We start from the raw sequence: 12,644 nt of genomic DNA on the forward strand, positions 1-12,644 counted from the left end.
GGATGGGGCGACGGTCGGTCACCGGGGTGGTGATCAGGGGCGGGACGGTTTTCGTCGGGTCGGGGGCTCGGTCATCTTCGGGCGGGGGCCGTGGTCACCGTGCGCGAGGGCGCGGGCGGGTCGACGGCGGGGCAGCTCGCGGGGCGGGCGGGCGCGGTGAGGTGGAGGAGGTGGGCGTCGGTGGTGGACCTGGTGCACGCGGTGCGGTCGTAGACGCCGTGGCCCCAGCCCTCGCAGGTGAGTAGGGCGGTGGAGGCGCGGTTGCGGCGGTGGACGTTGGCGGCCAGGGCGTGCGCGGTGGACGGGTCGTGGCGGGCGTTGAGCAGCAGGACCTTCGGGGAGTTCGACAGGTCGAGGTCGCGCTGCGGGACGACGACGTCGTCGGCGCGGCCGACGCAGGCCGCGAGGACCTGGGTGTTGAGCGGGGAGCCGCCCGTGGTCGGGGCCGCGCGGGCGGCTCGGGCGGTGAGGGCGGCGAACTCCCGGTGGTCGCGGATCGGGACGCTCCAGTCGCGGCAGAACACGGCGGGGAACGGGTGCGGGACGACGTCGGCGGGGGTGGACCGGGTGTGGTCGGGCGCGGGTGGGGCGAGGTTGGCGAGCGGGACCGGGGTGAGCGTGGGCAGGGCAGGCGCGGGCGTGGTGGGCGCGGTCGGGGCGGGCGCGGCCGGGGTGGGCACGGCCGGGGCGGGTGCGGCCGGGGCGGGTGCGGCCGGGGCGGGTGCGGCGGCCAGTGCGGCGAGGCGGGTGGCCAGGCCGTGCCAGTCGGGCGGGGAAAAGCCGTCCACGAGCGCTGACTCGCGGACGGCGTCGGCGGTCAGCGCGGTCCCCGGCCGGTCCGGGTCGGTCAGCTCGCCGCGCTCGGCCCGCGCCAGGAGGTCGTGCCACAGCGCGGCCACGTCGCGGCCGTGCAGCGCGCACTCCGGCGCCCGCCCGCACCAGGAGGCGAACTCGGCGAACGAGTCCTCCGCGGCGGCGGCCTCGGTCTCCGCGAAGCGGCCGACGTCGAGGCTGTGGTCCATGACGCTGTCCAGGACCACCGCGCGCACCCGGTCGCCGTGCGCCTCGGCGTGCAGCTGGCCGTACAGGGTGCTGCAGGAGAGGGCGAAGTGGCTGATCCTGCGCTCCCCCAACGACCTGCGCAGCGCGTCCACGTCCACGACCACGCTGCGCGCGTCGACGTGGTCGTGCAGCGGGCCGGTGCGGGCGCGGCAGTCGGCGGCCGGCTCGCGGTTGTGGCGGGCGAGCGCGGTGAACTCGGCCTGGTTCGCGGGCTTGGGCGAGGGCGCCTGGGCGAGCTTGGCCGCCGAGCACACCACCGCGTGGCTGCGGGCGACCCCACGCGGGTCCACGCCCACGACGTCGAAGCGGCGCACCACCTCGGGGCTGGAGTAGCGGTGGGCGACGAGCGCGAAGTCCACACCGGACCCGCCGGGACCACCGAGCACGACCAGCAGGACGCCCTCGCGCGCGGCCGGGTCGGTGGCGGCGCGCCGGGCGACGGCGAGGTCGAACCGCGCCCCGCCGGGACGCTTCCAGTCCACGGGCATCGGGACGGTCCCGCACTCGGCGGTGGCGTCCTCCGGGCACGGCGACCAGGTGATCGGGGCGCGGTAACCAGGATCGGCGAACGCCTCGGCGCTCCGGGCGGCGGGGTCTCGACGGCGGGGGTCTCGGCGGCGGGGGTCTCGGCAGCGGAGTTCTGGGCGGAGGGGCACGCGGCGGTGGGCCCACCGGCGGCGGGCCGCGCCGAGGCGGTCCCGGCGGCGACCGGTGCGCCGGGGCTCGCGGCGGCCGGGTGGGCGACGGCGGTGGGGGAGGCCAGCGCGGTGACCAGCGCCGCGGCCACCACGGGCGTCCACGGGGTTCTTCGCACGGTTCCTCCTGGTCGACGGTTCGACCAACACCAGCAGGGTGCCGAGCGGCCGGTCCCGGTCGCATCCGCCGCACGTCGCCGCCCGTCCCGGAGTTCGGCCGGGGTTCGCCCTGAGCCCGAACGGCGGGGCGCGCCGGGGTCCTCCCCGGCGCACGTCCCCTCCCGCCTCCGTCCGGCCCGCGTCACGCCCCCCGAGCCGCGATCAACCCGCCAGCGGCAGCGCGCCCCAGCCGCTGCGGCTCGCCCGGCTGCGCGGTGCGCGCCTCCGGCTCCCGCGCGGGCGGCTCGACGCCCGGACCGCCGGGGTTCCACCGCCCCCTCACCCAGGGGGACTGCGGGAGATCCGCGAAAGCGGGGGTTCAGCTCGACAGGTCGTGGAAGCGCCGTGCGAGCGCGGTCAGCCCGGCGTCGGTGAGGGCCCCGAGGAGCCGCAGCCGGGCCATGCCGCCGTCCGGGTAGATGTCCAGCCGCGCGCGCGTCACCGCCTCGGGGGCCCGGACGCGGAACCGGTGGCGGGTGTCGGGTTGCAGGCGGGTGCGGGGCAGCAGGTCGACCCAGTCGCCGTCGCCGTCGCGCCCGCGCACCGACGCCCAGCCGGGCGCGTTCCCCTTGAAGTGGCTGGTGTCCAGCTCGGCGAGCGCCACGACGCCCTGCCCGGCGAGCTCCAGCTCGACCCAGTCGTTGCCGTCGTCGCGGCGGCGCGCGGTCTCCCAGCCCTCCCCCATCACGGCGGCCTGGCCGGGCGCGATGAGGTTGGTGGGCGAGCCGTAGAACATGTCGCTGCACCCCACGACGCGCGCGCCGTTCTCCAGCGCGGCCAGGTCCACCGCGCCGGGCACCAGCAGCTCCGGGTCGGGCACCGGGTCGCCGTGCACGCGCAACCGGGCGATGCCGCCGTCCGGGTGGGCGGTGAGGCGCACGTGCGTGAAGCGGCGCTCGGCGGTGACGTCGAAGTGGTGCTTGCGGTCGCCGCCGAGGGGCGCGCGCGGGACGATCACCTGCCACCCGTCCAGTTCGGACGGATCGGGGTGGCCGGGCGCCGACGTGGCCTCGACGGTCGCGGCGACCGGGTGGTTGCCGGTGAAGAACGCGGTGTCCACGACCACGCCCCGCACCACCCCCGGCAGGCCCAGGCGCACGACCGCCGCGTCGTCGCCGGGTTCGCGGCGGCGGCGGGTCTCCCAGCCGTCGTACACCTGGCCCTTGTGCCCGAACGTGTAGCTCTGGAAGACGGGTTCGGCCCGGTTGACGAGGTTCTCCCGCTCGGCGAAGAACTCGTCGTTCGCCCACACCACGCCGCCGCCCACGCCGCGCGACGCCAGGTCCGGCAGCCTCGTCCACTCCGGTGCGCTCATGCCGCTCCCCAGCCTCGGGTCAGGAACCGCCCGGACGGCGCGTCCCCGGTGATCAGCCGCCCGCGCAGCCAGGTCCGCCGCACCCCGCCCGCCAGCGGCAGGCCGTGGTAGGCGGTGACCGGGTTGCGGTGGCGCAGGTGGGCGCGGTCCACGACGAAGGCGGCGTCGGGGGCGAACGCGCACAGGTCGGCGTCCGCGCCGGGCGCGATGCGGCCCTTGTGCCGCAGGCCGGCGAGGTCGGCGGGGGCGGTGGACATCCAGCGGACCACGTCGGTCAGCGCGAAGCCCCGGCGGCGGGCCTGCGTCCACACCGCCGGGAGGCCCAGCTGGAGGCTCGCGACGCCGCCCCAGGCGGTGGCGAAGTCGCCGCGCTTGAGGTCGGGGGTGCACGGCGAGTGGTCGCTGACGACGAGGTCGAGCGCGCCGTCGCGCAGGGCCGCCCAGAGCAGCTCGCGGTTGGCGGCCTCGCGGATCGGCGGGCAGCACTTGAACGCGGTGGCGCCCTCGGGGATCTCCTCGGCGGTGAAGGTGAGGTAGTGCGGGCAGGTCTCGGCGGTGACGGGGACGCCGTCGCGCTTGGCCGCCGCGAGGTCGGCGGCGGCGCGGGCGCTGGAGACGTGCAGGACGTGCAGGCGGTGGCCGGTGTCGCGGGCGGCGGCGATGACGTCGGCGACGGCGCGCTGCTCGGCGGCGTGCGGGCGGGAGGCGAGGAAACCGGGGTAGTCGCCGCTCGCGGGCTCGGCGAGGTGGGCGGGGTCCTCGGCGTGGACGACCACCGGCAGGTCGGGCGGCAGGCGGGTGAGCGCGGCGCGCAGCTGGGGGACGTCGACGTGCGGGAACTCGTCGACGCCGGAGTGCGCGAGGAAGCACTTGAACCCGAAGACGCCCCGGTCGACGAGCGCGGCGAGCTGGTCGCCGTTGCCGGGCAGGAGGCCGCCCCAGAAGCCGACGTCGACGTGCGCGCGCCCGCGCGCGGCGTCGAGCTTGGCGTCGAGCGCGGCGGGGGTGGTGGTCGGGGGGAGGCTGTTGAGGGGCATGTCGACGATCGAGGTGACCCCGCCCGCGGCGGCGGCGAGCGTGGCGGTGGGGAAGCCCTCCCAGTCGGCGCGGCCGGGGTCGTTGACGTGGACGTGGGTGTCGACCAGGCCGGGGATGAGGACCTCGTCGTCGGGCAGCTCGACCAGCTCGGCTCCCGCGCGGAGGGCCTCGCGGACGAGGGCGGCGGCGGGGGTGGTGGCCGGGGTGGCGGGGAACGGGCCGGTGGGGGCTGCGCCTGCGCCGAACGGGCCTGCCCCGAACGGGCCTGCGCGGAACGGTCCGGTGGGCAGCGGGTCGGTGCCCGCGCGGCCGGGAGCGGTCGGGTCCGGGTGCGGGACGACGGCGGTGATGCGGCCGTCCGCCACGCCGACGTCGGCGCCGATCTCGCCGTCCGGCGTGATCACGCGCTTCGCGCGGAAGACCAGGTCCATGCGGGTCAGGGTGCCGGCCGCCGGGAGCGCGGGCGAGGGCTGCGGGGCGGCGGTCTCCCGGTTGGCGGCAGGCGGGGTTCGGGCTTCCGGAACGGCGTGGGGCGAGCGCGGCCGGTGCGACCTTCCGGGGGTGCCGGGCGAGCCCGCGGTGTGGTTCGCGCGCGGGCCGGGGGCGGCTCCCGGTCCACCCCGGCGTGGGAGCGCTCTCCCCCGCCCCCGCGCGCGGTTCCCCCGTCCGAAGGGCCCGGCGGTCTCCGGTTGACAGGGCTTCCGGGGCGCTCCTACCGTCGCGCAGGGTCGGGCCCGCGCAGTCGTCCCCCGGAGGGTGAGCGCCCATGACCGGTGCGGACAGCGGTGGGATCGGGTGGTTCGACGCGGGGGAGCCCGACCTGCTCCGCCCCCTGGTGCTCGACTGCCTCGCGGCGCCCCGGTGGGTGGACGGCGTGCTCGCCGCGCGGCCGTTCGGGGAGCTGGAGCGGCTGGTCGCCGCGGCCGACGTGGTGCTGTCCGACGACGAGGTCCGCGCCGCGATCGCGCACCACCCCCGCATCGGCGAGCGCGGGCGCGGGACGTCCGCCGCCTGGTCCGACCGGGAGCAGTCCGGGGTGGACGGCTCGCTCTCCGAGCGGATCGCCGAGGCCAACGCGCGCTACGAGGCCCGGTTCGGGCACGTCTTCCTGATCTGCGCCACCGGGTTGAGCGGGGTGGACGTGCTCCGCGCCGCGGAGGCCCGCATGGGGAACGACCCCGCCCACGAGCTCAGGGTCGTCAACCGCGAGCTGTGCCGGATCGCCGCCATCCGGCTGCGGAAGCTGGTCCACCGCGAGTGAGGCGACCACCGCACCGACGCTGAGGAGTCATCCGATGGGGATCGTCCTGGGGCCGAACCAGTACGGCAAGGCCGAGGTCCGGCTCGTGTCCGTCACCCGCGACGGTGACACCCACTCGATAAAGGACCTCACCGTCAGCACCTCGCTGCGCGGGGACCTCGCCGACACCCACCTGACCGGCGACAACACCAAGGTCCTCGCCACCGACACCCAGAAGAACACCGCCTACGCCTTCGCCAAGCTCTACGGCGTCCACCAGGTCGAGGACTTCGCCCTCCGCCTCGCGCGGCACTTCGTGGCCGGGCAGGCGGCGATCACCGGGGCGCGCGTGCTCGTCGACGAGCACCTCTGGCAGCGCATCGAGGCCAACGGGCACTCGTTCACCCGGTCGGGCGGGGAGATCCGGACCACCGCCGTGACCGTCGACCACGACCGGGCCTGGGTGGTGTCCGGGCTCAAGGACCTCGTGGTGCTCAAGACCACCGGCTCGGAGTTCCACGGGTTCCCGCGCGACGAGTTCACCACCCTCGCCGAGACCGACGACCGCGTGCTCGCCACCTCGGTCACCGCGCGCTGGCGCTACTCCTCGGACGAGGTCGTCGACTGGGCCGCGAGCTACGCGGAGATCCGCCGCGTGCTGCTGTCGACGTTCGCCGACAAGCACAGCCTCTCGCTCCAGCAGACCCTCTACGCCATGGCGGAGGCCGTCCTGCTGGCCCGCCCGGAGGTCGCCGAGGTGCGGCTGTCGATGCCCAACAAGCACCACGTCCCGGTGGACCTGTCCCCGTTCGGCCTGGACAACCGCAACGAGGTGTTCCACGCGCCCGAGAGCCCGTACGGGCTGATCGAGGGCTCGGCGCTGCGCGAGGAGGCCGAGGGCGCGGGCCTGGCGTGGTACTCGATCGGGGAGTTCTGACCCCCGACCGGGAAGGGGCGAGCCACCGCGCTAGTCCGGGATCGCGGACCTGCGCGTCCGCCACGACGGGAACAGGTCGGCCTCGGTGTACCACCGCACCGCGTCCGGCCTGCGCGCCGTCTCCAGGAACTCCAGCACCAGCGCCCGCAGCACCTCCAGCGGCACGCCGACGCCGGGCGGGAAGTCCGTGTACGCCTCGTTGACGTGCGGCGCCCGCTCGTCCCCGACCGGCCACCCGGAGAAGTCCGGGTCGACGTAGTGCAGGTACCCCCACGCGCCGCGCACGGCGAGCACGACGCTGTGGTCGCACTCCCCCTCGTCGTCGGTGTCGCGGCCGAAGTGCTCCAGGGTCGCGTCGTTGCACCCCGGAACCCCCAGCGCCTCGATCAGCAGGTCGACGTCCGCCGGGCACGCCACCACCCGGTAGCGGTGCTCGGCGCTGTCGAAGTCCGGCAACCCGCTCCACAGCCCGGCTCGTACGCTCATGCGCCCCACACTGTCCCGTTGGCGGTCACCGTGGTCACGGCATGGCGGACTATCACCCAATCCAGCGAGAGCCATCACCGTGAGGGACGGTCATCGCCCACGCCGGGCCAGGTTCCGCAGCTCCGATACGCCCAGACCAGTGACATCGTTGACCTCTTCGGGGGTCAACGCGCCGCAGTCGAGCGCACGCACGAACGTCTCCGACAGCGCCTGCGCGGTCGCGGGCTCGTCCAGCACCGCCCCGGCCACCCGTTCGGCGTAGGCCCGCAGCCGCGCGGCCGAGGCCGCCAGCCCCTCGCGGTGGTAGGCGTGCACCGCCGCGTACCGGGTGACCAGCTGCGCCGGGTGCAGGTCCCAGCCCTGGTGGAAGCCGTGTGCGAGCGAGCGCCGCACCAGCCGGTAGTGCGTGCGCCAGCCCTCGCGGACCGCGTCGCCGACCGGGAGCACGTTGGTGGAGCCGTCGGACAGCTCGACCCCGCGCCCGGCCGCCGCGAGCTGCATGGTGTGCCGGGCGAAGTCGCAGGCCGAGTGCGCGAGGTGCTGGTGGGCGGCCCCGAGCCCGCACCCGGCGGTGTAGTCGTAGGTGCCGAAGTGCAGCCCGCTGACCCGCCCGCGACCGGCCTCCAGGTAGCCGGGCAGCGCCAGCAGCCCGGACGCGTCGACCACGGACCGGGTGGTCTCGACCTGGACCTCGAACCGCAGCGGGACGCCGAACAGGTCGAGCACGTCCCCGAACACCTCGACCTGCCGCCGCGAGGTCACCTTCGGGAAGGTGATCACGAAGCCGGGCGGCGGCCCGCCGAGGGCGGTGAGGAACACGTCCAGCGTGCGCACGCCGCGCCGCACCAGCTCGGGGGTGTCGAAGGACTTGATCCGCACCCCGAACCGGCCGGGCGCGACCCCGGCGTCCAGCCACGCCCGCACCAGCAGCGCGGTCCGCTCGGCGTCGGCGTCCTCCTCGTCGTCGGGGCGCGAGCCGTAGCCGTCCTCGAAGTCGACGCGCAGGTCCTCGACGGGTTCGGCGGCCAGCTTGGCCCGCACCCCGGCGTGCACGTCGGCGGCGAGCGCGGGCTCCAGGCCCAGCAGCTCGGCCAGCCCTTCGGGCGAGGGCGCGTGACCCTCCAGAGCGGCAAGCGCTTGCGCACCCCACTCCGTCACCACGTCCGGGTGAACGCGGTCGGCCGGGACGTAGCAGGTGTGCACCGGCTGACGCCCCTCCGGCCAGCGCGGCGTGAAGTACTCCAGCCGCGCGGTGGCCGCGGCCACGGCGTCGGCGGGCAGCGACGTGCGCGGCACGTCAGGCGATGTGCCGGTAGGCGGGCAGGGTCAGGAAGTCGACGAAGTCGTCGGCGAGCGCGACCCGGTCGAACAGCTCCACCGCCACGTCCAGGTGCTCGGACGCCCCGGCCCCGGCCAGCTCCGCGCGCACCTCGGCCAGCACCCCGCGCACCAGCTCGGCCGTCACCGGGGTCCCGTCCTCCAGCACCACCCCGTTGTGCACCCACTGCCACAGCTGCGACCGCGAGATCTCGGCGGTGGCCGCGTCCTCCATCAGGTCGTGGATCGCCGCCGCCCCGTTGCCGCCCAGCCACGACAGCAGGTAGCGCACCCCGACGTCCACGGCGGACCGCAGCCCGGCGGCCGTCGCCGACCCGCCCGCGGACGCGAAGTCCAGCAGCTGCGCGGCGGTCACCGACACCTCGTCCCGCGTCACGTCGAGCTGGTTCGGCCTCGCCCCGAGCCGCGCGTCGAACACCTCGCGGCACACCGGCACCAGGTCCGGGTGCGCCACCCACGACCCGTCGAACCCGTCCCCGGCCTCGCGGGTCTTGTCCTCGCGCACCTTCGCCAGCGCCCGCTCGGTCACCTCGGGGTCGCGCCGGTTCGGGATGAACGCGGCCATGCCGCCGATCGCGAACGCCCCGCGCTTGTGGCAGGTCCGCACCAGCAGCTCGGTGTAGGCGCGCATGAACGGCGCGGTCATGGTGATGGCGTTGCGGTCGGGCAGCACGGCCTCGCGCCCGGCGTCGCGGAAGTACTTGATGACGCTGAACAGGTAGTCCCACCGGCCCGCGTTGAGCCCGGAGGCGTGCTCGCGCAGCTCGTGCAGGATCTCCTCCATCTGGAACGCGGCCGGGATCGTCTCGATGAGGACGGTCGCCCGGATGGTGCCCCGCGGCACGCCCAGCTCGGCCTGCGCGAACGTGAAGACGTCGTTCCACAGCCGGGCTTCCAGGTGGCTCTCCAGCTTCGGCAGGTAGTAGTACGGCCTGCCGAGGGCGCCGTTGTGGAAGAAGTGCAGCCCGAAGTCGACCAGCGCGCCGATGGCGGGCCCTCCCCCGACCTCGATGCCGCGCTCGGGCAGGTGCCAGCCGCGCGGGCGCACCACGATGGCCGGGCGCGGCCCGTCGCCCAGCTCGTACCGCTTGCCCTCGGGCGAGGTGTGCGAGATGGTCCCGCGCGCCGCGTCGTAGAGGGTGACCTGCCCGGACACCACGTTGCGCCAGTGCGGCGTGTTGGCGTCCTCCAGGTCGGCCAGCCACACCTTCGCGCCGGAGTTGAGGGCGTTGATCGCCATCTTGCGCTCGGTGGGCCCGGTGATCTCGACCCGGCGGTCGCGCAGCGGTTCGGGGGCGGGCGCGACCTGCCACTCGCCCTCGCGCACGTCGGCGGTCTCGGCGAGGAACCCGAGCGGTCCCCGGTCGGCGCGGCGGGCGATCAGCTCGTCGCGGGTGGCGGCGAAGGAGCGGTGCAGCGCGGCCACGAACTCCAGCGCCTCCGGGGTCAGGATCTGCTCGCCGCGCTCGACCGCGCCACCGAGAACTCGGATTCCGGTCATGCTGGATGCCTCCCTGGCTGCCGCGTCGGATGCCGTGCTGCGCCGATTTTCTGCTTTGCGGACTATAGTTACCGCATAGCGGAACGGCAATGGAGGGAGCGTGTCCGAAGGTGTCGCGCGAGAGCGGTGGCGTGCAGTCCCTCCAGCGAGCCTTCGACCTGCTGGAGCGGCTCGCCGACGCGGGCGGTGAGGCCAGCCTGTCGGAGCTGGCGTCCGCCTCCGGCCTGCCGCTGCCGACCATCCACCGGCTCATCCGCACCCTGGTCGACCTGGGCTACGTGCGCCAGCATGACAACCGCCGGTACGCGCTCGGCCCGAGGCTGATCCGGCTCGGCGAGGGCGCGGGACGGCAGTTCGGCACGTGGGCGCGCCCGCTGCTGGCCGAGCTGGTGGACGAGACCGGCGAGACGGCGAACCTGGCGGTGCTCGACGGCGACGAGATCGTGTACGTGGCGCAGGCCCCGTCGCGGCACTCTATGCGGATGTTCACCGAGGTCGGCAGGCGGGTGCTGCCGCACGCGACCGGCGTCGGCAAGGCGGTGCTGGCGGCGCTGCCCCGCGACCGGGCGCGGGAGCTGCTGGAGCGCACCGGGCTGCCCGCGCGCACCCCGAACACGATCACCGACCTGGGCGCGATGCTGGCCGAGCTGGACCTGGTCGCCGCGCGCGGGCACGCGCTGGACGAGGGCGAGCAGGAGCTGGGCGTGCGGTGCGTGGCGGTGGTCGTGCCGGGTGGGCCGACGCCCGCGGCGGTGTCGGTGTCCGGTCCGGAGGGACGGCTGACGCGGGAGGCGGCGGAGGGGATCACCGGGCTGCTGCACGGGATCGCCGACCGGTTGGCCTCGCGTCCCACGATGGGCTGATGCGCCGGACGGCCCGCCCGGCCGGTCGGGAAGGATCTCCGCCGTGGCGACATCTCACTACGGCCGGACGCTGACCCTGTTCTGGAACGACTCGAACGTGGTGGGGCGGTGGAGCGACGGCGCCCACCTGCCCCCCGTGCCCGCTCCGGGGCCCGGCGGGGACGTCGACTGGGTGGTCGGCCTGATCGAGGGCTACCGGCGGGAGTTCCCCGGCGCCCGCGTGCGGGCGACCAACCGGGAGAGCTGGCTGGAGCCCAGGAGCGGTCGGGTGGCGGCGGCGCGGTTCCGCGCGCTGGCGGACTACCCGGTGGCGCTGCCCGAGGGCTCCGCGCTGCACCCGCTGCACTTCCACCTGGACGCCGGGGACGCCAAGGAGTGCTGGCACTGGTGCTCCGAGGTGGTGCACGCGCGGGCCGCGTTCGACGTGGCCGGCTAGGGGCCGGGAAAGCGGAGGGGCGGGGAACCTGATCCGGTTCCCCGCCCCTGCGCCGTCGAGGCGGGGCTAGCCGAGCAGCGCGTCCACGAACGCGGCGGGCTCGAACGGCGCCAGGTCGTCCGCGCCCTCGCCGAGCCCGACCAGCTTCACCGGCACGCCCAGCTCGCGCTGCACCTGGAACACGATGCCGCCCTTGGCGGTGCCGTCCAGCTTGGTCAGCACGATGCCGGTCACGTCCACGACCTCGGAGAACACGCGGGCCTGGGTGAGCCCGTTCTGCCCGGTGGTCGCGTCGAGCACCAGCAGCACCTCGTCGACCTCCGTCTGCTTCTCCACCACCCGCTTGACCTTGCCCAGCTCGTCCATCAGCCCGGTCTTGGTGTGCAGCCTGCCCGCCGTGTCGACCAGGACGGTGTCGACGCCCTCGCCGACGCCCTGCTTGACCGCGTCGAACGCGACCGACGCCGGGTCGCCGCCCTCGGGGCCGCGCACGGTGCGCGCGCCGACCCTGGAGCCCCAGGTGGCGAGCTGGTCGGCGGCGGCGGCGCGGAACGTGTCGGCCGCGCCGAGCAGCACGGTGCGGCCGTCGGCGACGAGCACGCGGGCGAGCTTGCCGGTGGTGGTGGTCTTGCCGACGCCGTTGACGCCGACCACGAGCAGCACGGCGGGCTTGCCGTCGTGCGGGAGGGCGTGCAGCGAGCGGTCCATCGACGGGTGCAGCGCGTCCACGAGGACCTCGCGCAGCAGCGTCCTGGCCTGTTCGGGGGTGCGCACGCCGCGCGCCGCGATCTGCTGCCGCAGCGCCTCCACGACCTGCATGGTCACCGCGGCGCCGAGGTCCGCCATGAGCAGGGTGTCCTCGACGTCGGTCCACGAGTCCTCGTCCAGGTCGCCCGCGCCGAGCAGGCCGAGCAGGCCGGAGCCGAGCGTGGAGCGGGAGCGGCTCAGCCTGCCGCGCAGCCGCTCCAGGCGGCCCGCCGTCGGCTCGATCTCGTCGATCTCCGAGGACTCCTCGGGGAGCTGGACGTCGACCAGTCCGGGTCGGACCGAGTCGCGCGGCACCGACGCGTCGTCTCCGACGCCGGGCTGCCCGTCCACCTCGGTCCGGTCGACCACCGGGTGCCGGACCGGCTCGGGGCCCTCGACCGGCGCGACCGGCACGGCGGTGTCGACGGGCGCGGCGGTGTCGACGGGCACGGAGATGTCGACCGGCGCCGGGGTCTCGACGGGCTCGTCCACCACCGGCGCGGCGGACTCGGCCCGCTTCGCGGGGGGCTCCTCGGCGGGCTCGGCCGCCGAGGGCTTCGCCGCCGGTTCCGGTTCGGCCGGGGTGGTCGCGGAACCTCCGGGCTGGGCGAACGTGATCCCACCGCCCGCCCGGTACCCCTTGGTGACGGGGCGGTCGGGTTCCTTCTCGGTGAGGGAGATCCGCCTGCGCCGGGAGAGCGCGACACCGGCCACGAGGGCGACCGCGAGCAGCGCCGCGACGAGGACGACGATCCAGATCAGGGTCGTGGTGGACACCGGCCAATCCTCCCACGCCTGCGCATGTGGTCGATCAACGAGAAGAGCTT

At 75.5% G+C, this 12,644-nt stretch carries 11 protein-coding genes; 4 read left to right on the top strand and 7 right to left on the bottom strand.

The window, feature by feature from the left end:
- Positions 1-71: 71 nt before the first annotated feature.
- The 3 genes from CNX65_RS29135 to allB all read right to left on the bottom strand — a co-directional run bounded on the left by CNX65_RS29135 (position 72) and on the right by allB (position 4,700).
- Positions 72-1,550 carry an alpha/beta fold hydrolase gene (locus CNX65_RS29135; protein ID WP_096496601.1) on the bottom strand — a complete coding sequence of 493 codons (1,479 nt, stop codon included), beginning with the start codon at positions 1,548-1,550 and terminating at the stop codon, positions 72-74.
- 685 nt (positions 1,551-2,235) lie between these two features.
- Positions 2,236-3,231: an allantoicase gene (alc, locus tag CNX65_RS29140; protein ID WP_096496602.1), complete on the bottom strand. Its 996-nt coding sequence runs from the start codon at positions 3,229-3,231 to the stop codon at positions 2,236-2,238.
- On the bottom strand, positions 3,228-4,700 hold the full coding sequence (gene allB / locus CNX65_RS29145) for an allantoinase AllB (RefSeq protein WP_096496603.1): 1,473 nt from the start codon (positions 4,698-4,700) through the stop codon (positions 3,228-3,230). Before allB ends, alc begins: the two co-directional genes overlap by 4 nt.
- 335 nt (positions 4,701-5,035) lie before the next feature.
- Between allB and CNX65_RS29150 the strand changes: the two genes are divergently transcribed.
- Entirely contained in the window at positions 5,036-5,530 is a 495-nt protein-coding gene (locus CNX65_RS29150; RefSeq protein WP_096496604.1) for a 2-oxo-4-hydroxy-4-carboxy-5-ureidoimidazoline decarboxylase, read from the top strand.
- 34 nt (positions 5,531-5,564) lie between these two features.
- Positions 5,565-6,446: a factor-independent urate hydroxylase gene (gene pucL / locus CNX65_RS29155; RefSeq protein ID WP_096496605.1), complete on the top strand. Its 882-nt coding sequence runs from the start codon at positions 5,565-5,567 to the stop codon at positions 6,444-6,446.
- Between the two features lie 30 nt (positions 6,447-6,476).
- Here the strand turns inward: pucL and CNX65_RS29160 are convergent, their stop codons facing one another.
- The 3 genes from CNX65_RS29160 to aceB all read right to left on the bottom strand — a co-directional run bounded on the left by CNX65_RS29160 (position 6,477) and on the right by aceB (position 9,771).
- Positions 6,477-6,932, bottom strand: a complete 456-nt coding sequence (locus tag CNX65_RS29160; protein WP_157767893.1) for an Imm1 family immunity protein — start codon at positions 6,930-6,932, stop codon at positions 6,477-6,479.
- A 90-nt stretch (positions 6,933-7,022) separates the two neighbouring features.
- The gene (locus CNX65_RS29165; protein ID WP_096496607.1) at positions 7,023-8,228 is read right to left on the bottom strand and encodes a DUF6986 family protein; all 1,206 of its coding nucleotides are present in this window, start codon (positions 8,226-8,228) and stop codon (positions 7,023-7,025) included.
- A gap of 1 nt (position 8,229) precedes the next feature.
- On the bottom strand, positions 8,230-9,771 hold the full coding sequence (aceB, locus tag CNX65_RS29170) for a malate synthase A (RefSeq protein ID WP_096496608.1): 1,542 nt from the start codon (positions 9,769-9,771) through the stop codon (positions 8,230-8,232).
- Between the two features lie 89 nt (positions 9,772-9,860).
- Between aceB and CNX65_RS29175 the strand changes: the two genes are divergently transcribed.
- Both CNX65_RS29175 and CNX65_RS29180 read left to right on the top strand, forming a co-directional pair.
- Positions 9,861-10,634, top strand: a complete 774-nt coding sequence (locus CNX65_RS29175; protein ID WP_096496609.1) for an IclR family transcriptional regulator — start codon at positions 9,861-9,863, stop codon at positions 10,632-10,634.
- 43 nt (positions 10,635-10,677) lie between these two features.
- Positions 10,678-11,070 carry a hypothetical protein gene (locus CNX65_RS29180; protein WP_096496610.1) on the top strand — a complete coding sequence of 131 codons (393 nt, stop codon included), beginning with the start codon at positions 10,678-10,680 and terminating at the stop codon, positions 11,068-11,070.
- Positions 11,071-11,136: 66 nt separating this feature from the next.
- Here the strand turns inward: CNX65_RS29180 and ftsY are convergent, their stop codons facing one another.
- On the bottom strand, positions 11,137-12,594 hold the full coding sequence (gene ftsY, locus CNX65_RS29185) for a signal recognition particle-docking protein FtsY (RefSeq protein WP_096496611.1): 1,458 nt from the start codon (positions 12,592-12,594) through the stop codon (positions 11,137-11,139).
- Positions 12,595-12,644: the final 50 nt, after the last annotated feature.

This window comes from Actinosynnema pretiosum, from assembly GCF_002354875.1.
GTDB classification, from domain to species: Bacteria; Actinomycetota; Actinomycetes; order Mycobacteriales; family Pseudonocardiaceae; genus Actinosynnema; species Actinosynnema auranticum.

Coding starts and splice junctions, on each gene's coding strand:
- CNX65_RS29135 (WP_096496601.1), bottom strand. CDS start 1,550: ATGCCCGTGGACTGGAAGCGTCCCGGCGGGGCGCGGTTCGACCTCGCC.
- alc (WP_096496602.1), bottom strand. CDS start 3,231: ATGAGCGCACCGGAGTGGACGAGGCTGCCGGACCTGGCGTCGCGCGGC.
- allB (WP_096496603.1), bottom strand. CDS start 4,700: ATGGACCTGGTCTTCCGCGCGAAGCGCGTGATCACGCCGGACGGCGAG.
- CNX65_RS29150 (WP_096496604.1), top strand. CDS start 5,036: ATGACCGGTGCGGACAGCGGTGGGATCGGGTGGTTCGACGCGGGGGAG.
- pucL (WP_096496605.1), top strand. CDS start 5,565: ATGGGGATCGTCCTGGGGCCGAACCAGTACGGCAAGGCCGAGGTCCGG.
- CNX65_RS29160 (WP_157767893.1), bottom strand. CDS start 6,932: ATGAGCGTACGAGCCGGGCTGTGGAGCGGGTTGCCGGACTTCGACAGC.
- aceB (WP_096496608.1), bottom strand. CDS start 9,771: ATGACCGGAATCCGAGTTCTCGGTGGCGCGGTCGAGCGCGGCGAGCAG.
- CNX65_RS29175 (WP_096496609.1), top strand. CDS start 9,861: ATGGAGGGAGCGTGTCCGAAGGTGTCGCGCGAGAGCGGTGGCGTGCAG.